General features: G+C 38.0%; 24 protein-coding genes and 1 tRNA gene. 16 read left to right on the plus strand and 9 right to left on the minus strand.

The genetic code is table 11. The annotated features are described in order from the left end of the window. Positions 1-19: 19 nt before the first annotated feature. On the minus strand, positions 20-145 hold the full coding sequence (locus ACIR131C_RS27070; protein WP_269208801.1) for a hypothetical protein: 126 nt from the start codon (positions 143-145) through the stop codon (positions 20-22). A 40-nt stretch (positions 146-185) separates the two neighbouring features. Continuing rightward, positions 186-347: a helix-turn-helix domain-containing protein gene (locus ACIR131C_RS22045; protein ID WP_231395404.1), complete on the minus strand. Its 162-nt coding sequence runs from the start codon at positions 345-347 to the stop codon at positions 186-188. Between the two features lie 243 nt (positions 348-590). On the opposite strand from ACIR131C_RS22045, the gene ACIR131C_RS22050 reads away from it, so the two are divergent. The 3 genes from ACIR131C_RS22050 (at position 591) to ACIR131C_RS0106255 (ending at position 1,516) form a co-directional block, all read left to right on the plus strand. Further along, on the plus strand, positions 591-788 hold the full coding sequence (locus ACIR131C_RS22050) for a UPF0175 family protein (protein ID WP_051289451.1): 198 nt from the start codon (positions 591-593) through the stop codon (positions 786-788). A 75-nt stretch (positions 789-863) separates the two neighbouring features. Next, the gene (locus tag ACIR131C_RS0106250; protein ID WP_028082405.1) at positions 864-1,079 is read left to right on the plus strand and encodes a hypothetical protein; all 216 of its coding nucleotides are present in this window, start codon (positions 864-866) and stop codon (positions 1,077-1,079) included. A gap of 17 nt (positions 1,080-1,096) precedes the next feature. Then, positions 1,097-1,516: a PIN domain-containing protein gene (locus tag ACIR131C_RS0106255; protein WP_028082406.1), complete on the plus strand. Its 420-nt coding sequence runs from the start codon at positions 1,097-1,099 to the stop codon at positions 1,514-1,516. 88 nt (positions 1,517-1,604) lie between these two features. Here ACIR131C_RS0106255 and nifJ read toward each other — a convergent pair whose 3' ends face one another. Beyond that, on the minus strand, positions 1,605-5,168 hold the full coding sequence (gene nifJ / locus ACIR131C_RS0106260) for a pyruvate:ferredoxin (flavodoxin) oxidoreductase (RefSeq protein WP_028089512.1): 3,564 nt from the start codon (positions 5,166-5,168) through the stop codon (positions 1,605-1,607). 538 nt (positions 5,169-5,706) lie between these two features. Here nifJ and ACIR131C_RS0106265 point away from each other — a divergent pair. Next, positions 5,707-5,934: a photosystem II protein, Psb35-related gene (locus ACIR131C_RS0106265; protein WP_028089513.1), complete on the plus strand. Its 228-nt coding sequence runs from the start codon at positions 5,707-5,709 to the stop codon at positions 5,932-5,934. Positions 5,935-6,052: 118 nt separating this feature from the next. Here ACIR131C_RS0106265 and ACIR131C_RS0106270 read toward each other — a convergent pair whose 3' ends face one another. The 4 genes from ACIR131C_RS0106270 to alr all read right to left on the minus strand — a co-directional run bounded on the left by ACIR131C_RS0106270 (position 6,053) and on the right by alr (position 10,743). Continuing rightward, the gene (locus ACIR131C_RS0106270) at positions 6,053-7,645 is read right to left on the minus strand and encodes a glycoside hydrolase family 57 protein (RefSeq protein ID WP_028089514.1); all 1,593 of its coding nucleotides are present in this window, start codon (positions 7,643-7,645) and stop codon (positions 6,053-6,055) included. Positions 7,646-8,377: 732 nt separating this feature from the next. Continuing rightward, positions 8,378-9,007, minus strand: a complete 630-nt coding sequence (locus ACIR131C_RS0106280) for a 2OG-Fe(II) oxygenase (protein ID WP_028089515.1) — start codon at positions 9,005-9,007, stop codon at positions 8,378-8,380. A gap of 205 nt (positions 9,008-9,212) precedes the next feature. Further along, positions 9,213-9,294 (minus strand) — tRNA-Leu (locus tag ACIR131C_RS0106285). Positions 9,295-9,555: 261 nt separating this feature from the next. After that, positions 9,556-10,743: an alanine racemase gene (gene alr, locus ACIR131C_RS0106290; RefSeq protein WP_028089516.1), complete on the minus strand. Its 1,188-nt coding sequence runs from the start codon at positions 10,741-10,743 to the stop codon at positions 9,556-9,558. Positions 10,744-11,377: 634 nt separating this feature from the next. Between alr and ACIR131C_RS0106295 the strand changes: the two genes are divergently transcribed. The 12 genes from ACIR131C_RS0106295 (at position 11,378) to ACIR131C_RS0106350 (ending at position 22,646) form a co-directional block, all read left to right on the plus strand. Continuing rightward, on the plus strand, positions 11,378-11,875 hold the full coding sequence (locus tag ACIR131C_RS0106295) for an HNH endonuclease (protein WP_028085093.1): 498 nt from the start codon (positions 11,378-11,380) through the stop codon (positions 11,873-11,875). Between the two features lie 766 nt (positions 11,876-12,641). Then, positions 12,642-13,919: a DHH family phosphoesterase gene (locus ACIR131C_RS0106300; RefSeq protein ID WP_028089517.1), complete on the plus strand. Its 1,278-nt coding sequence runs from the start codon at positions 12,642-12,644 to the stop codon at positions 13,917-13,919. A 227-nt stretch (positions 13,920-14,146) separates the two neighbouring features. Continuing rightward, complete coding sequence (locus tag ACIR131C_RS0106305; RefSeq protein ID WP_028089518.1) at positions 14,147-15,484, plus strand: hypothetical protein; 1,338 nt, start codon at positions 14,147-14,149, stop codon at positions 15,482-15,484. A gap of 107 nt (positions 15,485-15,591) precedes the next feature. Next, positions 15,592-15,912, plus strand: coding sequence for a type II toxin-antitoxin system RelE family toxin (locus ACIR131C_RS0106310; RefSeq protein ID WP_028089519.1), 321 nt, complete (start codon positions 15,592-15,594; stop codon positions 15,910-15,912). A 3-nt stretch (positions 15,913-15,915) separates the two neighbouring features. Next, positions 15,916-16,593 carry a Shedu immune nuclease family protein gene (locus ACIR131C_RS0106315; protein ID WP_028089520.1) on the plus strand — a complete coding sequence of 226 codons (678 nt, stop codon included), beginning with the start codon at positions 15,916-15,918 and terminating at the stop codon, positions 16,591-16,593. A 108-nt stretch (positions 16,594-16,701) separates the two neighbouring features. Continuing rightward, complete coding sequence (gene sixA / locus ACIR131C_RS0106320; RefSeq protein ID WP_028089521.1) at positions 16,702-17,196, plus strand: phosphohistidine phosphatase SixA; 495 nt, start codon at positions 16,702-16,704, stop codon at positions 17,194-17,196. 113 nt (positions 17,197-17,309) lie between these two features. Further along, positions 17,310-18,446, plus strand: a complete 1,137-nt coding sequence (locus ACIR131C_RS0106325) for a citrate synthase (RefSeq protein WP_028089522.1) — start codon at positions 17,310-17,312, stop codon at positions 18,444-18,446. A 451-nt stretch (positions 18,447-18,897) separates the two neighbouring features. After that, a complete protein-coding gene (gene nuoH / locus ACIR131C_RS0106330; protein WP_028089523.1) occupies positions 18,898-20,016 on the plus strand; it encodes an NADH-quinone oxidoreductase subunit NuoH in 1,119 nt (372 codons plus the stop codon). A gap of 88 nt (positions 20,017-20,104) precedes the next feature. Continuing rightward, entirely contained in the window at positions 20,105-20,689 is a 585-nt protein-coding gene (ndhI, locus tag ACIR131C_RS0106335) for an NAD(P)H-quinone oxidoreductase subunit I (RefSeq protein ID WP_028089524.1), read from the plus strand. Positions 20,690-20,789: 100 nt separating this feature from the next. After that, positions 20,790-21,401, plus strand: a complete 612-nt coding sequence (locus tag ACIR131C_RS0106340) for an NADH-quinone oxidoreductase subunit J (RefSeq protein WP_028089525.1) — start codon at positions 20,790-20,792, stop codon at positions 21,399-21,401. Between the two features lie 12 nt (positions 21,402-21,413). Continuing rightward, positions 21,414-21,719 (plus strand): NADH-quinone oxidoreductase subunit NuoK, encoded by a 306-nt coding sequence (nuoK, locus tag ACIR131C_RS0106345; RefSeq protein ID WP_015080280.1) that lies wholly within the window; start codon positions 21,414-21,416, stop codon positions 21,717-21,719. Positions 21,720-21,725: 6 nt separating this feature from the next. Next, positions 21,726-22,646 carry an NAD(+) kinase gene (locus ACIR131C_RS0106350; RefSeq protein WP_028089526.1) on the plus strand — a complete coding sequence of 307 codons (921 nt, stop codon included), beginning with the start codon at positions 21,726-21,728 and terminating at the stop codon, positions 22,644-22,646. 244 nt (positions 22,647-22,890) lie between these two features. Here ACIR131C_RS0106350 and gntT read toward each other — a convergent pair whose 3' ends face one another. Together gntT and ACIR131C_RS0106360 are read right to left on the minus strand one after the other, a co-directional pair. Beyond that, entirely contained in the window at positions 22,891-24,237 is a 1,347-nt protein-coding gene (gene gntT / locus ACIR131C_RS0106355) for a guanitoxin biosynthesis MATE family efflux transporter GntT (protein ID WP_028089527.1), read from the minus strand. A 197-nt stretch (positions 24,238-24,434) separates the two neighbouring features. Next, a complete protein-coding gene (locus tag ACIR131C_RS0106360) occupies positions 24,435-24,692 on the minus strand; it encodes a hypothetical protein (RefSeq protein ID WP_028089528.1) in 258 nt (85 codons plus the stop codon). Positions 24,693-24,757: the final 65 nt, after the last annotated feature.

The raw sequence follows: 24,757 nt of genomic DNA on the forward strand, positions 1-24,757 counted from the left end.
CTAATAAATAAGTCATTTTTTATTTCCTTTTAACTGCTTCGTCAAAAATAGCTATTTGTTCAGAAGTTAAATCATCTAACAATCCTGACAGCATTTCCACAGATAAAATACCGCTACAACGTTTTTTTAAGTCTTGATCTTCCATAAGATTAAACTCCTCAACAGATAAATTTTTCTGAAATATGTTACATAAATGCTGAATCATTTCCTCGTTCCACACCAGAAATGTATGTGCGGTCTAAGTTAGCGCGTAGTCCTAACTCCTCTTGTGAAATTCCTAACTCCGTTCTACGTTGTCTGACCAGATAACCTAAAGCATCAAGAATTTTTTGTTTTGATTCATTCATGTACTGATTATGAGTCTTTATGGACGATCAGTCTACGGACGATGTGTCACATTAGAGGATATGATCTATCAAATGAAGTACAAAATTATCTGCGTCCATCTGCGTTCGATTGTTACTGCTTGTACCCTTAGAGGAAATTACGGAAGAAGTTAAAATTGCCCGTTCTCAAATTTATGCCAGAAAACAACAAATATCTACCTATGTGTTATAATCCTTCTAATCTGTGTTAACAGGAGGATCACAATGAGCTTAGTCATTTCCGAAGATATTGTCCAAGCCAGTGGATTATCAGAAAAAGAATTAGTTTTAGAATTGATTATCTTATTATTTGAAAGGAAAAAAATTAGTATCCGTAAAGCATCTCAACTGGCTAAAATGCCTTTACTACAATTTCAAAATGAATTAGCTATGAGAAATATTAATATTCATTATAATGAATAATGAAGCTGATTTAGATGTTGATTTAAAAAACTTTGCTATAATATAATAAATATATCAAATAAAAATAACTGAATCATGAAAAAAATAGAAATTGAACTTGATCAAGAAACTTTTGAGAAAATAGAACAATTGACACAAACACATCATTGTGAAGTTGCCGACTTAATCAAAGCAATGATTGAGCAATTAACCAAACCAGAAATTATCAATAATTCATTTATTGGTGAATGGTCTAATGATGCTGAATTAGTAGATAAAATGGTTGAAGATATTTTACACCATAGAAGTTAATCAAAAATAATTGAGTTGTGAGAAAATCTTTAATTGATACAGATATTACTTCAGAAATCCGTAAAGGTAAAAATCCTAAAATAAATGCCAATGCTATTGCATATAGAGCAATATGGAAACATTATACAATTTCTGTAATTACTGTTTCCGAAATTGTTAAGGGATGGAGAAAATTAAATCGTCATGATCGCATTCAAAAATTTTTAGCAGATTTATCTCAAATCGAAATCCTACATTTAGACCAAAAAAGTGCAGAAATTTCAGGATTGATTCATGCTGATTTAGAAAGCACTGGACAACCAATAGGATTAGCAGATGTATTAATAGCTTCTATCGCTATCCAAAACAATTTAATTTTAGTCACAGGTAATACTAAGCATTATCAGAAAATTCAAGCATTAGGTTATCCTTTAGTCATAGATAATTGGCGAGAATGAAAATTTGTGATTGATTATTTGATAATAGGTAACAGGTAAAAACCAATTACCCATTACCAATTACCAATTACCCATTACCAATTACCAATTACCTATTCGCTAAATATTGATACATTTCCCATCTAGCATTAACTTCTGCTTGCGCTTGTTCTAGCAACAATTTCGCCACCTCCGGTTTACTTTTCGTCAACATTTTAAAGCGGTTCTCCTGATACATGGATTTTTCCACCGATTCAGAAGGTGCTTTCATATCCAATTGTAGGGGATTTTTACCCTGTTCTTGTAATGCCGGATTATAGCGATATAACAACCATCTTCCTGAGTCTACTAACGCCTTTTGCTGATGTAAACCTGTGGTCATATCAATACCGTGAGCAATACAATGACTGTAAGCAATAATGATTGATGGACCATCAAAAGCTTCCGCTTCTAAAAATGCTTTTAATGTATGTTCATCTCGCGCACCTAAAGCGACGCTGGCAACATAAACATTACCATAAGTCATGGCCATTAAACCTAAATCTTTCTTGGGTGCAGGTTTACCTCCAGTCGCATATTTAGCTACTGCGGCTTTTGGTGTAGCTTTAGAAGATTGTCCTCCGGTATTAGAATAAACTTCTGTATCCATGACCAAAATATTCAGATTGCGACCTGTGGAAATTATATGATCAATTCCCCCGAAATCTATATCATAAGCCCAACCATCACCTCCAACTATCCACACACTTTTCTTCACTAAATAATCAGCGAGGGATTGGAGATTTTGGATTTTTGTCTTTTGTAGAGACGTTCCATGGAATGTCTCTACATTGTCCAATATTTGATCTAATTTGTGTTTGAGGATGACAATTCTTTCCCGCTGCTCCCAAATATCAGCTTCGGTTTTTTGTTCGGCTTTGAGAATGGCATTAACTAAATTATCGCCAATTTCATTACTTAATTGTGATAATAATTCTGCTGCAAATTCTGCTTGTTTGTCTATGGATAAACGATAACCAAAACCAAATTCGGCGTTATCTTCAAATAAACTATTAGACCAAGCCGGACCTCTTCCTTGATCATTTTGACTCCAGGGAGTTGTGGGTAAATTTCCCCCATAAATGGAAGAACAACCGGTGGCGTTGGCAATGAGTGAGCGATCGCCAAATAATTGTGTTAATAATTTAAGGTAGGGGGTTTCTCCACAACCAGCACAAGCACCAGAAAACTCAAACAATGGTTCTTGTAATTGTTGTTGTCGAATTTGGTTTACTTTCAAAGTTTTCCGGTCAGGATTTGGTAAACTCAAAAAGAAATGCCAATTTTCTCGTTCTTGTTCCCGCAAGGGTAATTGTGGACTCATGTTAATCGCCTTGTGGGTGGGTTCGGCTTTGTTTTTAGCAGGACACACGCTAACACAAATTTCGCAGCCTGTACAGTCTTCTGGGGCTACCTGAATGGTGAATTTCTGGTTAGCAAAACTCTTATCTTTGGCGTTAGTTGATTTAAAAGTTGTCGGTGCGTTGACTAATTCATTAGCTGGATAGGCTTTAGCGCGAATAGCCGCGTGGGGACAAACCATCACACATTTACCACACTGAACGCAGACATCACTATCCCAAACTGGTATTTCTGCCGCCACGTTGCGTTTTTCCCATTTTGCAGTCCCACTGGGAAAAGTTCCGTCAGCGGGTAAAGCACTCACAGGTAAATCATCACCTTCCCAGACCATAATTTTACTGAGAACATTCTCGACAAATTTGGGTTTGGTAATTGCTAATTGGCAATTTTCTTTATTACCTATTTGTACGAGAGGAATTTCGATTTCATGGAGATTTTCTAGGGTGTTGTCTACAGCTTTTAAATTCTTCTGGACAACTTCCACACCTTTTTTGCCATAAGTTTTCTCTATGGCTTGTTTGATTTTAGCAATTGCTTCTTTTTCTGGCAATACTCCCGCCAAAGCAAAGAAACAGACCTGCATAATAGTGTTAATTCTATGCCCCATACCACTATTTTTCGCCACTTGACTGGCATTAATAGTGTAAACTTTGAGATTTTTGGCGAGAATTTGCTGTTTTACTTTTAAGGGGAGATTTTCCCAAACTGTATCCGCATCATAAGGACTATTTAACAATAAAATCGCCCCTGGTGCAGCAGCTTTTAAAATATCAATACTTTCCACAAATCCCCAATGGTGACAACCGATAAAATTAGCCTTGTCTATGAGGTAGGTTGAACGAATTTTTTCAGGTCCAAACCGCAGGTGAGAAACTGTCATTGAACCGGATTTTTTGGAATCATAAACAAAGTAACCTTGGGCGTTATTTTCTGTGCCTTCACCGATGATTTTGATGGAGTTCTTATTTGCACCCACCGTACCATCTGAACCCAAACCATAGAACATTGACCGAACTACATGATCCGGTTCTGTAGAGAAATTGGCATCAAAATTTAAAGAGGTGAAACTAACATCATCATTAATCCCAATTGTAAAATGATTTTTGGGTTTAATTTGGCTAAGATTATCAAAAACACTCTTGACCATTGCGGGAGTAAATTCTTTAGAAGAAAGTCCATATCTGCCCCCAACAATTTTTGGAAATGTGGTTTTTTTCCAGCCTTCATAAATAGCTGTCACCACATCTAAATATAATGGTTCTCCTGCACTGCCGGCTTCTTTAGTTCTATCCAAAACTGCAATAGATTTGACACTATTGGGTAATGCTTCTATAAATCTAGCAATATCAAAAGGGCGGAAAAGTCGCACTTTAATAACTCCAACTTTTTCCCCTACTTTATTGAGATAATCTACAGTTTCATGGACAGTTTCACAACCAGAACCCATGATCACAATTACTCTTTCTGCGTCTGGTACACCATGATATTCATAGAGTTTGTAATATCTACCTGTGCGTTTGCCAAATTTATCCATGATCTTTTCAACAATATCGGCACAAACATGATAATAAGGGTTTGCACCTTCACGAGATTGAAAGTAAACATCGGGATTTTGGGCTGTTCCTCGTAATACTGGTTTATCTGGAGTTAAGCAGCGTTGACGATGGTTAGATATTAATTCTATAGGTATAAATTCCTGAATATCTTCATCTGATAATAACTCAACTTTCTGCACTTCATGGGAAGTTCTAAACCCATCAAAAAAGTGTAAAAATGGTACTCTTGTTTCTAAAGTTGCAGCATGAGAAATTAAGGCAAAATCATGACTTTCCTGGACAGAAGCCGAACACAAAAAAGCGAAACCAGTCGCCCTAGCAGCCATAACATCACTATGATCACCGAAAATAGATAACGCATGGGTAGCTAAGGAACGGGCAGAAACATGAAGGACAAAACTAGTTAATTCTCCGGCAATTTTGTACAAGTTAGGAATCATTAATAATAATCCCTGGGAAGCGGTGAAAGTTGTACTTAATGCCCCCGTTTGTAATGCCCCATGGACAGCAGCAGCAGCCCCTCCTTCGCTTTGCATTTGGGTGACGCTGGGAACTGTACCCCAAAGATTTGGTTTATTTTCCGACATCCAACTATCAGCCCATTCACCCATATTTGAAGATGGGGTGATAGGATAAATAGCGATAACTTCGTTTAATTTGTAGGCTACACGGGCAACAGCTTCGTTACCATCAATTGTGGCATAAGATTTGTTCATGATTTTTCTTCCTGAGTCTTTTGTGGTTGTTTCAACTGTATGCAGAGAAACCAAAAAGATAAGCATTAGAAATAGCTAGAGTCAGGAAGTTAATTGGTTAGATATATTACATTTTTATTAATTATTAATTATTATTTATTAGTTATTCTGACTTCTAGCCAATATTTTGATTATAGCAGATGGTGAGTATGCTATTTCTTTGTACTCAATATTTGTCATCCTGGATTCTTCAAGGTTTGATGATTTTGCTGATATTGTCGGTTGGGTTGAGGTAAAGAAACTTGAATTTGTTGGGTTAAACGAAGTGAAACCCAAGCTACACTTTATTCTGTTTTATCCCCAAATAGGCTTAGGCTATATTCATTCTTTGTTGATCACAGTGTCTTATTTTAGTGCTTTTTGTTACAGAGTCATGACAGTGGGGATTTCCTCACCTCTTTGCTGGGTATGCACACCAAAAAACAATTTGCAAGCTTTGTTAATAATCTGTTATATTTATTTACATAAGGTTACAAAAAGTAAAAACCGAGGTTCTCAAATGACTATTTTAATCTCTCTATTGGTTGTTGGTTGGGTAGCAGCTTCTGTTATTGGTTCTTTAGCATACTTCATGGGTGAACAAAGCAAGCCCATTCACGAACGTAATTGGGCTTCTGATAAATTTGAAGCTTTAGCTAAATCTATTACTGGCTTAGATACAGACTATAGCCAACGCACTCCAGCTTATGCCATAGATGCTTACAACAGCCGTAACTTACCTCAATAGTATTTAATGGCAGCTTGACAAGATGTGTATAAAAATAACCCCCAGTTATAATACTGGGGGTTTTGCTTTTCTAGGCATAGACCCGACATGAAGAAAAAGTCGAGGATCTACGACTCCATTAAAATACAGGACGATAAACGCGATAGTTAATATTGGGGAAAATATTATCTATAGACTCAACTTTTTCCAGCCAACCACTATCAACTTTACCCACTTTCACATCTGCATACAATTTATTAAAGCGCATTAAATGTGATCTAGTTCTTCTCACCGCATAGGGAACCATTGTTCCTGTCCGCATAATAAAAGCCCAGTCAGAAGACTGTGCTAGTAACAATTCTCGCGCAGCTTGGTTAAGTGCCTTTAATTGTAACTCATCTTCTGCTTCCATTTGGGAAATTTCAATCATCCTTTCCGCAGCTTTATGTAAATGTGGATAAACCCAAGCATTAGTATCATTTAACCAATATTCATGAAAGCCCTTAAAGCCCCAACTCGACTGAGAAGGACGACATACTTGCTGCTGAGGATTAGCACGTAAGTAATCGGACAAATGGGTCATTTCATAAGTTTTTTGATCATACCATGACTTACGGAACAGATAATCAATAAACCAAGGACCCTCATACCACCAGTGACCAAATAACTCCGCGTCATAGGGAGAAACAATAATTGGTGGCCGACCCATCATACCGTGTAAACTCTTAGCTTGCTGCTCACGATTATACATGAAATTAGCGGCGTGTTCGGCGGCCTTTTCCTTTGCCCAGTAAGGATCATAGAGGGCTTTATCCGCAAGACCCAAGCCCCGACCAGTGATTTTATGATACTTAATACCTGTATTTTTCCGCTGTCCATTGGGCATAATATAGGGCTTAATATATTCATATTCAGCTTCCCAACCCAAATCTTTATAAAATTCCCGGTATTCTGCTGCACCAGGATAACCCACCTCAGAAGACCATACTTGCTGAGAAGACTCATGATCTCGACCAAAAGCTGCTACACCAGTCTCCGTAAAAATTGGGGCATAACTACCAAAACGTGGGCGGGGTCGAGCGTATAAAATACCATGTCCATCTGTGAGGAAATAACGTAAACCAGCATCAGCCAGCATTCGTTCTACACCCTCATAATAAGCACATTCTGGCAACCAAATCCCTTTGGGGGCTTGGCCGAAGGTTTCCGCGTAATGTTCACAAGCTACCTGAATTTGCGCCCATACAGCCTGGGGGTACATTTTCATTAATGGTAAGTAGCCATGGGTAGCACCACAGGTAATAATGTCTAAGTTATTACTATCTTGGAACTGTTTAAATGCTGTAACTAAATCACCTTGATAACGTTCCCATAACTCCCGCGCTTCATTAAACTCAGTTGCATAATGTTCCGCTAAATAACGAACATGACCATTATGGATGTTGCGCTCGGCTTCTAATTCTACAAGCTCTTCTAGTTGGGCTAGATGAGCATCATAGCGTTCTTGTAATAGAGGATCACGAAGCATGGACACTAAGGGAGGTGTCATGCTCATGGTGAGTTTAAAATCAACACCATCTCGCTTTAAGCCTTCAAATACTTTTAATAAGGGAATGTAAGTTTCTGTAATCGCTTCATAAAGCCATTCCTCTTCTAGCACGTAGTCACTTCCCGGATGACGAACGAAGGGTAGATGTGCATGAAGTACAAGCGCGACGTAGCCTATAGCCATAATATTTTTCTGTGTGGTACTTGGAGGTTACAGACAAAAAGTCTGTGTGGGGAAATTAAGAATATTTTAAGACTATATAGGTCATTGGTCATGAATGCTAAGTTAATAGTTATTAGAAAAATATTTTGGCCTAGCACCGCTGCCAGGAATAATTTCCGCAGGTTACACACCCTCAGAACAAATTAATAATAATGCTGTACCCCAGTCTGATTTTTTTGCTTTAGGACGGACATTTGTTTTCACGGGTAAAGAACCACTTGACCCAATCATGATAGCGCAATTTTTGTACTCTTTCTGCACCTGGCGGGTTTGATCTCAAATTGCTGTAACTGGTGGTAGTGGCTATGATAGATTTGTTTTAGGTACATCAGCCGGAAACTTTTATCAGGGATCTGGTTATGCTACAATAGGAGACTATAATGGTCAGAATGACTATATCCAGCTTAAAGGCAGTGCGAGTTCTTATTATCTTTCTTATGCATCCTTTGGTGTGGGAAGTTCTGCCCTTGACACAGGGATATATCAGAATAATGGAGACTTGACAGGGATAGTTCAAGATAACACCAGTATATCGTTAACAAGCTATTATTTCAGCTTTGTCTAAGAGGTTGTTTGAAAAGTACGCCTTGCTCAATTAAACATCTCTTTTCCTTTGCGTATTGGCACAAATATGCCAATACGCAAAACATAATTAGTGGAAAACTTTTCAAACATTCTCTAAATAAGTTGGGGTTAAAAATTCAATCCATAATGCTTTTGTTTTTTGCCATTCCCTTGATTAACCCTCGATTCTAAGGTAAAATATGGTATTTCCTCAAGTTCATCTTCATTTAAACTATACTGTTCACAAACAAGACTTAAGCGATTTCCCGCAGTTTTAACAGCATTCACAGAATGAGTTAAATCACCCTGAAAATAAATTAAAGCATTGGTTTGGGGTTTAATTTGTCCAACTTGGCGTTTTTGAGATTTTAGCACCAATTCTCCTCCCTGCATATCCTCTGGTACACGCACATAAAGAACGCTTACAAATGCTGGTGGTTCAACAGTTTTACAATAGGAGCGCAAAGATCGATCAATATGGGGGTCAACACGAGAACCCGCTTTAAGTAGTAAAGGATTCAGATAAAAAGCATTACAACTAGGTAAAAGTGCTAAATCTAAATAAGGCTTAAAATAGGGAAATTTTTGGATAACTTCTGCTAAACCCTGACGCTGAAACACCACAGAAAAGCCTTTAGTATTCACAAAATCCCGGTTAAGGTTATTAATAGCAAAATAGGGACAAGCTTGGATTTCTCCCCACAAGTCCTGGAGATATTGAACCGGAAAGGCATGAGGATGTTGTTGATAGTATTTCACAGTCAGTTAAACTAGTTTACATTGCAGGAGTTTTCATCTATTTATACCACAATCTAATTTCTGTATTTTTACTTCTTACGATACGTTAATATGTTTCATGTTCATGCGTTTATGCGGAAATATTAAAATGGCTGTAAGAAAGGTAGGATGAGATAGTAGAAAAACCAATACTAATAAAGCAGTGACTAAGATAGGGAATCAAAAGTGCGGATAAAAGGACTTGAACCTTCACTCCTTTCGGAACTAGAACCTAAATCTAGCGCGTCTGCCAATTTCGCCATATCCGCGTTGACATTTCATAATTCTAGCATAACAAATTATTTATGACAATAGGTAAAAAATTTAAATTTTAAATAAATTTAAATTTTAAAATCAACAGGATTGCTGTAGTCAGGACTTTAGTCCTGTTTTCGAGACGCTACGGAAACATAATCAGATAATTAGGGCTAAAGCCCGCACTACAAAAAGTATAATTTCTTGCAGAACTTCCGTAAGTCATAATAAATTCAGAATTGGGCTATGTGAAAAATTTATGCCCATATTCCCATTTATATGACAGTTACACGAGGTAAACGATGCTTAAAGCCGCAGAGAATTTCCCAAGAAATAGTATTTAGGCAATTTGCCCAATTATCAGCCGATATTTGCTCTTTTCCCTGTTCTCCCAACAATGTAACTACTTCCCCCTCTTGTAAATCAGGTATAGAACTTACATCTAACATCATTTGATCCATTGTAATCGCGCCAATTTGGGGTACACGCTGTCCACGGATTAATACTTGCATCTTATTGGAAAGATTACGGGGTACACCATCAGCATAACCAATACCAACCACTGCCAGCCGCATTTCCTCAGATGCAATAAAATGATGACCATAACTAACTCCAGTCCCCGCAGTTATAGTTTTAACTTGGGTAACTCTAGCTTTAACTTGTAAAACAGGTTTAAGTTTGATTTGATTTTGTAAGTGAATAGCAGGATACAGCCCATAAATTGCTAAACCTACGCGCACCATATCATAGTGTAATCCCGCATCTGTGAGAGTAGCCGCTGAGTTAGCTAAATGTAAAGTAGGAATTTTGAGTCCTTTAGCTTTGATGAGTGCTATTACTTTTTCAAATCGTCTATGCTGTTCTGTCATCACCTTAGTATCAGGACTATCTGCTGTTGCCAGATGAGAATAAATACTAGCGATATGCAAATGGGGTAATCCTTGCACTAACTGGATAAACTCTGCTGCTTCTTGCCAATTCGTGCCTAATCTAGACATTCCTGTATCCAGTTTAATATGTACAGGTAAGGGTAAATTATAGTTAATATTTTCTAATACATTAGAAAACTCTAAAGCTTGCTTAGGACTACACAGTGTAGGCTGAAGTTGCCAACAAGCGATCGCCTGAATTTGTTCTGGTGTGTTAGTTGCCCCTAAAATTAAAATTGGGGCTTGAATACCATCTTCCCGTAATTGAATACCTTCGGGAACAGTCGCTACACCCAACCAACTAGCGCCCGCTTCTAATACAGTTTTAGCAACTGCTACTGCTCCATGTCCATAGGCATCAGCTTTGACAACTGCCATTAGTTGAGTACATGGAGATAAAAACTTTACCAACTCCTTGACATTATTAGACAAAGCCCCCAAATCAATTTCTACCCAAGCCCGCTGAGAAAACCAAGCATAAGCATCACGTTCTTGATGATCAGTAAAAATTGGGGTTTGTTTGCGATTTAACATTAGACTCCACTCCTATCACACCACCGAAAAGCTTCTCCCATCCCCTAGAAGCTATATCAATTTAATCAGGAAGTTTAACTTTTATCCGGTAATTTATACAAGACGGTGGCGTGAGTAATATTAGTGTGTCCGCATATTCAACAATTTTTCTTCAATATTATTTTATGATAGTTCTTCCTTATCAGTTTTATAATAACAAATTTAAAATCAAATGTCAACCCCTAAATACTTCTTTATTGCGATTTTTTTTGGCAAATTTGGGAAAATATCAAAATTCCCGGCCAGTCCTAATCAATTTCATCAGAAAGTTTAATTCTTATCCGGTAATTTATACAAGACGGTGGCGTGAGTAATATCAGTGTGTCCGCATATTCAACAATTTTTCTTCAATATTATTTTATGATAGTTCTTCCTTATCAGCTTTATCATAACAAATTTAAAATCAAATGTCAAGCCCTAAATACTTCTTTATTGCGATTTTTTTTTAATTTGAGAAAATAGTGACCACAAGATCCCCTACTGCTTGAAGAAGTCGGGGATCTGAGTTGAGAATAAAAGTATAAATTCTTTTCCTATCCCCAAGAAAATGTATTTGTGTTAGTATATGTAAAACTAATACCTTGAGCGCAGATTCATGGGGAAGGTTTTAGTCCTGAACGCCTCTTACGAACCGCTCAACATCACCAGTTGGCGACGGGCCACCGTGTTGTTGATGAAAGGCAAAGCTGAACGCTTAGAATACAATGGTAAGTTCCTTTACACGGACTTTCCGCAGCCAACCGTGATCCGGTTGCGCCACTATGTCCGTGTTCCTTATATGGAAGTTCCTTTGACCCGTCGGAATATCCTGCATCGTGATGGACATACTTGTCAATACTGTGGTTACACAGGGGATAAGTTGACACTTGATCATGTGATACCGAGATCACGAGGGGGGGGTGACACTTGGGAAAACATCGTTGCTGCTTGTGTGTGTTGTAATGTCAAAAAAGGCAGTCGGACACCCCAAGAAGCACGGATGCCTTTGCGTCATTTACCTCGCCAACCTTATAGCAGTCTTTACTTTGAGGTAACAAAACATCTGAAAAGTGGACTGCACCAAGAGTGGCAAAAATACGTAATAGGCCTTTGACATTATATATAATCAACTACAAAAACTCAGGTCAAGATTCACTTGTGGACATAATTGTTTGACTCTCAAACAGTGGCTACAAGTGGAATTTTTGCCAGTTTTGGGTTAGTGCTAACCAGCTTAGGGTAAAATTACCATAAGCTGATATTTTTATATCCGCAGCGTCAGAAATTACTTGTTTTTCAAGAATTGGGGCTATATGCTTTAAAAAGGGATATAGAGAGCTTTTGTTCTCAACGGATAAGTTAAAATTACAAGTAGAGAAGCTACCCAAAAACTGAAAAACAAATTTGAACACAGAATATTGATAATAGCACAAGTCAAATCAATATTCAAGATAATCACCAAATTTTCATAAAATTTACATATTTCTTGAGAGGATGTTTGAAAAGTGGTATCCCGTAATTTTCATCACATTTTTACTTCCCTTAGTCCCCGTTTCCTAAAAGAAACAAGAAAATACAGTTTTATTGTTCTCATAGAGGGGGTTAGGGAGAGTTCAAAAACCTTTCAAACACCCTCTGAGACGGATTCCTAAATCAAGAAGTGAAATAGATACCAAAAGCCAAGACTTGCTTGATTCTTGGTATTTATAAGCACTTCTTAATTGGTTTTCAGCACAGAAATAAACAATGTCATTAACAGTATCAACAATGAACTTTAGATAATAGCCGGTTCTAATGTAGTTTTAGTAGCGCATTATCTCTGGCATGATATCTAAATGGATAAAGAAAATCACCCTCAACGCTTAGAAATACAGTTCCTTATGTACGCGAATTATCCCGCTGCTCAATTCGAGAGTTTATCTTTAGCTAAAGATCCAAATCCAGAGGAAGTAGAAACAGAGAAAGATATTATTGAAGCCCCACCTTTAGCTCGGACATCTTTATCACCTGCTAATAGTGATGGAGGTATCTATTTAGTCCAGCGTGGCAGTTCTTTAGCGTCTCAGAAATCCGAAGAGTTACAAAAAACCCTGCTAGGACACCGCCATGAACGTCAATTAGTGGTTTTACAGGATTTTCCTGATCCTGACGCTCTTTCTTGTGCCTGGTCATATCAATTAATTGCCCAACAGTATGATATCAAATGTGATATTATTTACGCAGGAACATTAAGCCATCAAGAAAATATTGCTTTAGTTAAGTTAACTAATTTACCTGCTCAACGCTGGACAATGCAAACCCTGAAAAATAAAGATTTGTCATGTTATCACGGTTTCGTGTTAATTGACAACCAGGGAACTACATCTCAATTATTACCAGCAATTCAACAAGCGGGAATTCCCTTAATAGTGCTAGTAGATCATCATAGCTTGCAGGGGGATCTCAAATCCGAATTTATGGATGTTCGTCCCTACGTGCGGGCTACAGCGACAATTTTTACTCAATACTTACAATCAGGATTATTAACCTTAGACAATAGTATTAACCAGCACATTAAATGCGCCACAGCATTAATGCACGGGTTAAGATCAGATACAAATAGGTTAATGCAAGCCCAAGAAGAAGATTTTATGGCTGCTGGTTATTTAAGCAGATTTTATGATGCTCAGTTACTAAATGCCATTTTACAAGCAAATCGTTCTAAGCGTGTAATGGATGTGATTGAGCGATCGCTTAAAAACCGGATTGTTCAAAATAATTTTTCCATAGCTGGTGTTGGCTACTTGCGGTATGATGATCGGGACGCAATTCCCCAAGCCGCTGATTTTCTAGTTACCGAAGAAAATGTTCATACTGCGGTAGTGTATGGAATAGTTCATGATGAAGACGACGAACTAGAAGTAATTATAGGTTCTTTGCGGACGACAAAACTGACCCTAGATCCTGATGAATTTATCAAAGAAGCCTTTGGACAAGATAGCGCCGGGAGATTTTTTGGTGGGGGGAGAACTGGTGCGGGAGGCTTTGAAATTCCCATGGGTTTTTTATCAGGTAGTAATGAAAATTCAGCTTATGCCAAAATGAAATGGGAAGTTTTCGACGCACAAATCAAGCAGAAATTATTAAGATTGGTAAATCCGAGAGATAATCCAATTTAGTCTTAAACCGGATTTAAAGACTTGATTAATTTAGGGTTTAGCAGTGCTGAACCCATGAGAATGAATTTTTTGGCGGTAAAATATTAACTAGAAATTTGTTTTTTTTACTGTTGATAATATTTTGAATTGTATCCTTATAGCGAGGAATAATTGTCATTGTATCTAGTGATCAATTAAATAAAAACCGATGTGTGTCCAATAAATTTTTCTTAAAGGATTGATAAAAAATGAATTACCTACTTGGTAGACAAAATCCTATTCATGAAGTTCCTAGTAATAAATTGAATGAAATGCTTGCCATATTAGTATCGGAATTTGGTGAAGAGTGGTTAAATACAGGAAATAGTAACCCAGTTCAACAATTGTGGCAAAGACAAGATTGGCTCTCTACGTGTGAGTTGCTACTATTAGGAAATTCTCTTAAAATATTAAAACCAGTTGCTCCTAATTGGGTATCTGAACAGGTAAAACTCATTAAAAAAGAAGATAGAAATAATAGACGTGGAGCATTATTTGAGTTACTTGCTTTAAGTTTGTTTGATGGAGAAGGCGTTTCTATAAAACCTGCTGCTAATTCCAACCCTGGTTATGATGGGACAGTTTTTCTACCAAGAAATGCCTCAATTCAGATTTCTGTTAAAAGCTATGGTATGTCTAGTCACCAGCAAGAATTTAATCATCAATGTAGTATAGTTGAGGCTCAACTGGTAAAAGCCCTTTCTGAACACCAACTAAATGCAGTTGGTTTCTATGTATTTGCAAAAAACTATCCAACTCAATCTGACTGGGAAATTTTGAAAAAAATATTACCAGAAATACTGAACTCTGTTCAGAATGGAACTGAGGATTCATTTGAAGACGTTGAAAAGAGTTGTTGGATTATTAAAATCCAGAATTTACCGTTTGAGAATTATCAGTTTAGTGAAACACACCGATCATATACATTTCTAGTATGCTCTCCATACCACAAAAATGAATATAAAAACCTTTATGACAAGCTAGATGATGCCTATGCCAATTTCACAAAACACGCTGCAATAATTGATCCACTAACAACAAGAATGGTATTTATTGACATACCAAGTTCAGCTTCCATTAAATTATGCAAAGAATGGGCTACACAATACTTTCAAGAAAGACAGAATTCACCTATTGGTTTAGTTGTTTTTTATCAACCAACTGTTGTAACAGATACTCATGAAAGTTCAACATTTATAAATCATTGTGTATCCCTTATTGATAGTTCTGAGTGTGAGCGATGGCTGAAACTCTATAATCCAAGTAGTCCACCTATTTCTACAACTATTTTTATTGGAACGATTTCTGATAAACCGATACCACTCACTCTACAGAATGGTGATATTTCTATCCCGATAAATGAGCATTATTGTTACCAACAAGGTCATCACTACTTATTAGCTCAGATAAAGGAGGATGGCACACAATATGGTCAGCTTGAAAAACAAGCATCAGGTATTTTCAGACATATTGTTTCTTTACACCCAGAAGGTCAACTGATAGTTAAGGGTATATTTCCACCATCTGATGAGTTACTTTTATGGTGATGAGTGCGATCTGCTTGCAGCAGTGCTTCGCTATCGCTAATTAACAAGTGATCAAAGTCTCAATAGTAGTATAATGTGGATATTATTTAGAAAAATTCTGTCATGTCATGAATTCAGGTATTGAATCTAATAACCAACAGTTAAACAACAACCAAGTAGTTTTACTTAATAAGGCACAAATAGCACTTGATGCTTTACCAACTAAAGATCAAGGAATAGTTATACGGGCAATAAATTGCTTGGAAGAATTTCCTTTTTGTTCACAAACTCAAACATATAAACTGAAATCTCTTCCCAATTATTTCATTGCACGAGCAGGGATAAAATATAGAATTATATTTAAATTTCAAGATAGCGAAGTAACGATCATTGATATAGTTAATCATGACCGTTTGGAGAAATTCTATGGCTCATTGAAAGAGGCATAGAACATGAAAGGACTAGACTCATTCAATTTAGACATTAAAAAGTGCTTATTTGAGCTTGAAGAATTTGAAAATTTACTTCTCAATAATAAGGAATTAAAAGAAAGTAAGGATATACTTCCTTTCTTCAAACAGAGACTACATTTGTCTGCATTTATTGGTTTTTACGTTCCTCAAATCATTAGATTCAACCAAATTAAACATGAATTTACATTTTTTGGAGATTTCCGTGCTGATTTAGCCATTGGTGATTCTGTAAATAATACTTACTGTTTCATTGAATTTGAAGATGCTACAGAAGATAGTATATTTGTAGAAAAAGGAAGAAGTACATCAGATTGGTCACCTAGATTTGAACATGGATTTAGTCAAATTATTGATTGGTTTTGGAAAATTGATGATTTTAAAAATACTTCTTTAGCTCGTTCTATTTTTGGAAGTGAGAATATAGAATTTTACGGCATTCTTGTTATAGGTAGAGATGATTTTCTTTCGGAGGTTGACAAAACTCGATTGAAATGGCGTTTAAATAAAGTTTTAGTAGACTCACGCAAAGTAATTTGCATAACATTTGATCAATTAGCTAGAGATATGAGAGATAGACTTTCACTATATCCGCTGATTTATGAAGCTGAATCAGAGGCTGAACAAAATATTTCTACAGATAACAGCGATCTATCGTAGATTGGGTTGAATTGCAAAACCGCTGATTTTTACCCTCTTCTTTGCGCCTTTGCTTCTTTGCGTCTTTGCGCGAAACAAAAAATAATATAAAAACACCCAACTAAAAACATGGAACTATACTTAATCCGTCATGGTATCGCCGAAGAACATCAACCAGGACTAAAAGACGAAAAACGACAACTCACCCCAGAAGGAAGAGAAAAAACCGAGAAAATAGCCCAGAGATTAGTCAAACTCGGTTTTAATTTTGATTTAATTCTCACTAGTCCCCTAGTTCGCGCTTATCAAACAGCAGAAATACTCATTGCTGCTGGACTGAGTTCCCAGTTAGAAACATCAGATCATCTTAGCTTTGATGGTAATATTCAAAATTGGTGGCAAGAATGGCTTAAACCCAGGAATTATCCCCAGAAAACCAAACTAGCATTAGTAGGCCATGAGCCTAGTTTAAGCCATTGGGCAGAAATTCTCCTTTGGGGAGAAGCAAAAGAGAGGATTATCCTCAAAAAAGCAGGTATGATAGGAATAAAACTACCAGATGACGGTTCTCCCTTGGGTCGTAGTCAAATGTTCTGGTTGACACCGCCCAAGTACCTGCTGTAAGAGTTATTCGATATAAACGCATCGAATAGTTGTAATATCGGCAACTCTTGTAGTGAAAATAGTCTCTGGTAAGTTAACGTGAGCAGATATTTTACAAAGTAAATGGTGTTGCCATGACGGTATGCGAATACAAGCCTGGTTTAGAAGGTATTCCCGCAGCCCAATCGAGTATAAGTCATGTAGATGGGCAGAAAGGAATTCTAGAATATCGTGGTATTAGGATTGAGGAATTAGCGGAAAAAAGTACATTCCTAGAAACTGCATATCTTTTAATCTGGGGTGAGTTACCAACGAAAGAAGAACTAAAAGCATTTGAACATGAAGTTCTTTTCCACAGACGCATCAAGTACCGTATTCGAGACATGATGAAATGCTTTCCTGAAAGCGGTCATCCTATGGATGCTCTTCAAGCTTCGGCTGCTGCTTTAGGTTTATTCTATTCTCGTCGTGACTTACATAATCCGGTCTATATTCGTAACTCCGCTGTCCGGTTAATAGCGACTATTCCCACAATGGTAGCGGCCTTCCAGTTAATGCGGGAAGGTAACGACCCCGTTAAACCCAGGGATGACTTAGACTATGCGGCTAACTTCCTGTATATGCTAAATGAGAAAGAACCCGATCCTTTAGCAGCCAAGATATTTGATGTTTGCCTAATTCTCCATGTTGAGCATACAATGAATGCTTCTACATTTAGTGCTAGAGTCACAGCTTCTACCTTAACAGATCCCTATGCTGTAGTCGCTAGTGCAGTGGGTACTTTAGGCGGACCATTGCATGGGGGAGCGAATGAAGAAGTAATTCAGATGCTAGAAAGCATTGGTTCTGTAAAAAATGTTGTCCCTTATGTGGATGATCTTCTCCGACGCAAAGCCAAAATCATGGGTTTTGGACATCGTGTATACAAAGTCAAAGATCCCCGCGCTACAATCTTACAAAGCTTGGCAGAGCAGTTGTTTGAGAAATTCGGGTATGACGAATATTATGAAATTGCCGTAGAAATGGAAAGGGTAGTTTCCGAAAGATTGGGTGACAGAGGGATTTATCCTAATGTTGACTTTTATTCCGGTTTAGTGTATAGGAAAATGGGGATTCCTACAGACCTATTTACACCAGTATTTGCGATCGCTCGTGTAGCAGGTTGGTTAGCACACTGGAAAGAACAACTGGTAGAAAACCGGATTTTCCGTCCTACCCAGGTTTACAATGGTCGTCATGAAGTCGCTTACACTCCGATTGACCAGCGTTAACTGACAAACAACTCAACTCTAGATTTTGGATTTTAAATTTATGCCCTTCAGTGGACAGATTGATAAATGTCACATCTTCTATTGGGGCTGATCATCCAAAATTACAAATCCGGCTGACAACAGTAGGCTGTTGCAGAAAATCAGACAATTTAGATACACTAGATCACCGTTACCAGAGGAGAAACGGCCTATTTAGTTTTGTCTAACTGCTTTCCCTAGTTACCAATCATCAATTCCTAATCTTAACCATAGAGAAAAGTTGTCTGTTCTGTCTGATGGTAAAAACCATCCCAGGATATACTAAACTCATGAGTTGGTAAAGGTATTGAACCTCAATCAGGCATCATCTCAGCAGGGATAATTACTAAAGCTGAAGGACAAAAGATGAAAATGGCAATAACTGATTCCATTTAATAGTTCATCAGCAAGTTGATTTACAAGAGCAGCAAACATGAATCCAGGAATTGACCTTCAAGGAACTTTTATTCAATCTGTTAAGGACTTAGGCGTACCACCGGGAGCGGCCAAAGCCCTATGGATGCCATTACCAATGGTATTGATGCTTATTGGGGCTACAGTAGGCGTACTAGTTGCCACCTGGCTAGAACGAAAAATTTCTGCGGCAGCACAGCAGCGCATAGGACCAGAATATCAAGGACCCTTTGGATTGCTAGTTCCCGTAGCAGATGGTCTGAAGCTGGTATTTAAAGAAGATATCATCCCCGCCAAGGCAGATCCTTGGCTATTTACCCTTGGACCTATTCTTGTCGTTTTACCAGTATTTCTGTCGTATTTAATTGTACCATTCGGACAGAATATCATCATTACTAATGTGGGCATGGGGGTATTTTTGTGGATTGCATTATCCAGTATTCAACCCATTGGTTTATTAATGGCAGGTTATGCCAGTAATAATAAATATGCCCTATTGGGAGGTTTACGGGCAGCAGCGCAGTCCATCAGTTATGAAATTCCCCTAGCACTAAGTGTACTAGCGATCGCCATGATGTCCAATAGTCTCAGTACCGTTGACATCGTGAATCAACAATCTAATTTTGGGGTTTTCGGCTGGAATGTTTGGCGACAACCATTAGGTTTCATCATTTTTTGGATAGCCGCCCTAGCAGAATGCGAACGCTTACCCTTTGACTTACCAGAAGCAGAAGAAGAACTAGTAGCAGGGTATCAAACGGAATATTCCGGGATGAAATTCGCGCTTTTTTACCTGAGTTCCTACATTAATCTTGTACTTTCTGCCTTGCTAGTAGCAATTTTGTACCTTGGTGGTTGGCATTGTCCCATACCCCTTGACATGATTACTGGTTGGTTAGGAGTCAGTGAAAGTGATCCTATCATCCAAGTGGTTACAGCGGTGATAGGCATTGCCATGACCGTAATTAAAGCTTACCTACTAGTATTTCTTGCCATTCTTATTCGTTGGACAGTACCACGGGTAAGGATTGACCAATTGCTAGATTTAGGATGGAAATTCCTTTTACCAGTAGGCTTGGTAAATCTGCTCTTAACAGCAGCCTTTAAACTAGCTTTTCCCTTGGCATTCGGTGGGTAAGATAATTCTAGATTTTGGATGAGAAGATTTACTTCAATTTTCTCACCCAAAGCCCAAAATCGAAAGTTGTAAACACAAGAGACACACAATGCTCAATTTTCTCAAACAAGTTGGTGATTACGCCAAAGAAGCAGTACAAGCAGGTCGTTATATTGGTCAAGGATTATCCGTCACATTTGACCACATGAGACGGCGACCTGTCACCGTACAATATCCTTACGAAAAATTGATTCCTGGTGAAAGATTTCGCGGTCGCATTCACTATGAATTTGACAAGTGTATTGCTTGTGAAGTCTGTGTGCGTGTATGTCCTATCAACCTCCCTGTAGTTGATTGGGAAATGGACAAAGTAGCCAAAAAGAAAAAGCTCAAACACTACAGTATTGATTTCGGAGTTTGTATCTTCTGCGGTAACTGTGTGGAATACTGTCCCACCAACTGTTTATCCATGACAGAAGAATATGAATTAGCCACTTACGATCGTCATGAACTGAATTACGATAGCGTAGCCTTGGGACGTTTACCGTATAAAGTTACAAACGATCCAATGGTGACACCATTACGAGAACTTGCTTACCTACCTAAAGGTGTAATGGACCCCCACGGAGTACCAGAGGAAGCTCCCCGTGCTGGTTCTCGTCCAGAAGACCTAGTAGAAAGTGGTAATGGGTAATAGGTAATGGGTAATGGGTAATCAAAATTTTTTCAATTACCAATTACCAATCACCAATTACTACTCAATATTTATTAAACATCAATAAGGGTAGAAAACAGTGAATCTAGCAGAGGGAGTACAGTCAGTAGCACTTGGCATTCTTGGTGTAATGATGATTGGGGCAGCATTAGGTGTAGTGCTATTCTCTAACATTGTTTATTCCGCATTTTTGCTGGGAGGTGTATTCATCAGCATCGCAGGAATGTACTTATTGCTAAATGGTGACTTTGTTGCATCAGCGCAAATATTAATTTATGTTGGTGCAATTAACGTTTTAATACTGTTTGCCATTATGTTGGTAAACAAAAGACAGGATTTTTCACCATTACCTAGTGCGGGATTACGAAAAGTATTTACAGCTATAGTCAGTTTTGGACTATTTGCTCTTTTAAGCACAATGGTAGTAGCCACACCTTGGGCTAACTCAAGCAACGGGAAAGTCAGTCAAAATTCCATCGTGGTCATTGGTGAGCATTTCTTTAGCGACTTTTTGCTACCTTTTGAATTAGCTTCCGTCCTCTTGCTCATAGCCATGGTAGGAGCGATTATTTTGGCACGACGAGAATATCTACCTGACCAATTACCAACCTCGGACCTACCACAAACAATTTTAACCCTCCCAGAGCGCCCGAAAGAACTCATCTCCACTGGTAGCGCCACTGACAACTAACAACCGACAATCATGCAACTTCAATACTTTTTATTACTAGCAGCGGCTTTGTTCTGTATTGGTATTTATGGTTTAATTACCAGTCGCAACGCAGTTCGGGTACTCATGTCAATTGAGTTATTGCTAAATGCCGTTAATCTGAATTTAATGGCATTTTCCAACTTCCTTGATTCAACCTTAATTAAAGGCCAGGTGTTCACAGTTTTTGTGATTACCGTGGCTGCTGCTGAAGCAGCGGTAGGTTTGGCGATTGTTTTAACAATTTATCGTAACCGTGATACCGTTGACATGGAGCAGTTTAATCTCCTGAAGTGGTAATAGCGCGTGCAACTCAAGCAGGTAATCATTGCTTATAAAGCACGAGATCCCCAGAGTAAACGCTGGGCCGAACTCTGTGCTAAACAACTAGAAAATCGTCATTGCCAAGTATTGATGGGACCTAGCGGACCAAAAGATAACCCCTATCCGGTTTTTTTGGCCTCCGCTACTCAACCAATTGATCTAGCCTTGGTACTTGGTGGTGATGGTACTGTTTTAACCAGTGCTAGGCATTTAGCCCCCGCTGGTATTCCCATTCTCGGAGTTAATGTAGGCGGACATTTGGGGTTTTTAACGGAGTCAGTAGATGAATTTCAAGATCCAGAAGTAGTTTGGGAACGTCTGTTAGAAGATCGTTATGCTATCCAACGACGCATGATGTTACAAGCAGCGGTATATGAGGGGACCGGATCAAATTTAGAACCAGTTACCGAGAGTTACTTAGCTCTAAATGAGTTTTGTGTCAAACCCGCGTCTGCTGACAGAATGATTACCTCAATTCTGGAAATGGAAATTGATGGTGAGATAGTTGATCAATATGTGGGAGATGGTTTAATTATCTCCACTCCCACAGGTTCTACCGGTTACACTGTTTCTGCCAGTGGACCAATTATCCATGATGGTATGGAAACAATTACCATCACTCCCATTTGTCCTATGAGTCTTTCCAGTCGTCCCCTTGTCTTACCTCCCGGTTCTGTGGTTAGTATTTGGCCTTTGGGAGATTATGATTTAAGTACCAAACTATGGATGGATGGTGTGTTATCTACCTCTATTTGGCCGGGACACCGTGTGGATGTCCGCATGGCTGATTGTCGTGCTAAGTTTATTGTCTTACGGGCGAATAATTCCTATTATCAAACATTGCGGGAAAAGTTACTTTGGGCTGGTACAAGGGTTCGCTACAACAATAATCACCGGAATTGATTTTTATGTTTATTTTCTAAACTTTCACCCCGTCACGCTCGTAATTCTCAATCAATTTTCGCCCCCAATTGCAATTTATTTGGGGGTTTTTTATGTCTACTCTGACTGGCAATTTAAAGTATGAACTATAGCAGGAGTCAGAATTTACCGAATCAGAACTCAGAAGTTAAAAGTAGTTGTCAACGAAGTTTGATTAACACCTAATAACTCTTTTTTGTAAGTTTTTGTAATTAGGTGTATTAATTCAATTTAATATGGTCTCGATCTTCAACTCTTTGCTTTTCACCAGATATACTCCAAGAATCACCATTCTAATCACCATAAACATAGACATAGCCAACCACAACATATGGTTATTGTGATAAAACCATGTTGATATAGCTAGAGGGATAAATCCCGCCAAGGTACTGATTAAGAAAGTATTGCGGAGAACAACCCCTTCGGCTAGACCCGTAAAGTATCCCTCCAGAACTAAACAAATTGAGGCACAGCCCAGAACCACTAATAACCAAGGAACATAGGTCCTAATTAGCTCTATGATTTCGCTGTGGTTGGTTAACAAACCAAATATGGTTTGTGGAGAAAGGACACAAAGACCAGCACAGGTAAGTCCTATTGAAAGACTAGTTCCTATTGCTATTTGCAATAAAGGCAAATACTTATGAGTTGTCTGTTCACCTTTAAATGTTCCAGTTAAAGCAGCTGTAGAAAGTCCTACACCATGAAAAATATCTATAGTCAGCAGTAACACCTGTAAAAGTAAGGCATTGCAGGCAAATATCATTGTATCCATTGTTGCGCTCAGACTGGAAAAAATGACGTAGGTGAATGCAATAGTTAAAGACCTCACAAACAGATTTCCATTCAACCGAACAATGGATTTGAAACCTGACGATTCCAAAATCTGCCCCTTTAATGCTGCTACCTCTTTTAAAGGTATATCACGGAATATGAAAATTAACCCCGCCAACGACATTAAATATTGGCTAATTCCAGCAGACATTCCTGCTCCGGTACTTGCCCAGTGCCACTGGTTAATATAGAGGTAGTCTTGCAGTATATTAACCACATTGTAAACAATGGTCATTAGCAATACCCTACCACTTTTTTCCTGTCCAATAAACCAGCCAACTAGTACATAGTTGAGTAAAACTGCTGGTGCGCCCCAAATACGGGCATTAAAGTAGGCAAGACCAGCATCCTTGACCTCTGGAGAAGTAGTAAACAGTGCAAACCCCAATTTCCCTAAGGGTTCATGTATAACCAGAATGAGTATCCCTAAACCTAAAGCGATCGCGCTATTCCGTATTCCTACTAGTAACATAGCCTCTCGGTCATCTTCACCAACAGCTATTGCTGTCATGCCTGTAGTTACTAAACGTAAAAAATTTAAACTAAAGTATATATAATCAAAAAGAATTGCACCCAGAGAAGCACCTGCAAAATAGCGGATATCTGTCAAATGACCTAGAAAAACTGTACTGGTAAAACCAGCTAACGGTATAATAGTACAAGATAAAATATTAGTCAGGGTAATTAGATAAAAGCGAGAGATAAATTGATATTTACCTGACAAGGGGAATAATAGCATCGTATAAAAAGCGTGATTTGAAGAGGTTTTGCCCTACAGAAAATTTCATAAATAACCACAAATATGAAATTATATGATTACGATTCTTTGACTACAGCAGAGTTTTGCAGTTAAATCCTATTTAAGGATAGCCTAGCGGTAAATTTAAATCTTTATCTCATGTTATGTGCAATATGCTGTATTCACTGCTACTGCAACTAACTTAACAAGCCGCTTTTTCTAAATCCCTCAGCAGTATATGCTTCTTCAAAAACACCGCTGTTCTCCAAGCATTTTAAAGTTGCACTTGCTGCTTTTTTAATACCAAGCATCAGTCTTGTTTGAGGATAGGATTCTTCCACTAATATTTCTATTTCTTTATTTTCTAAACCCAATACTTCCAAATAATATTTTATTGCAGTAATATCAGGTTCTAGAAAAGCGAAAATAATTTCTGGTAAAACCGGACCAATCATAGATTAGACATCTCCGAAAACTATCTAACCTTCACCACAACTGCTTTTGAGGAAATGAAGGTTAA

The organism is Dolichospermum circinale AWQC131C, from assembly GCF_000426905.1.
Taxonomy (GTDB): Bacteria; Cyanobacteriota; Cyanobacteriia; order Cyanobacteriales; family Nostocaceae; genus Dolichospermum; species Dolichospermum circinale.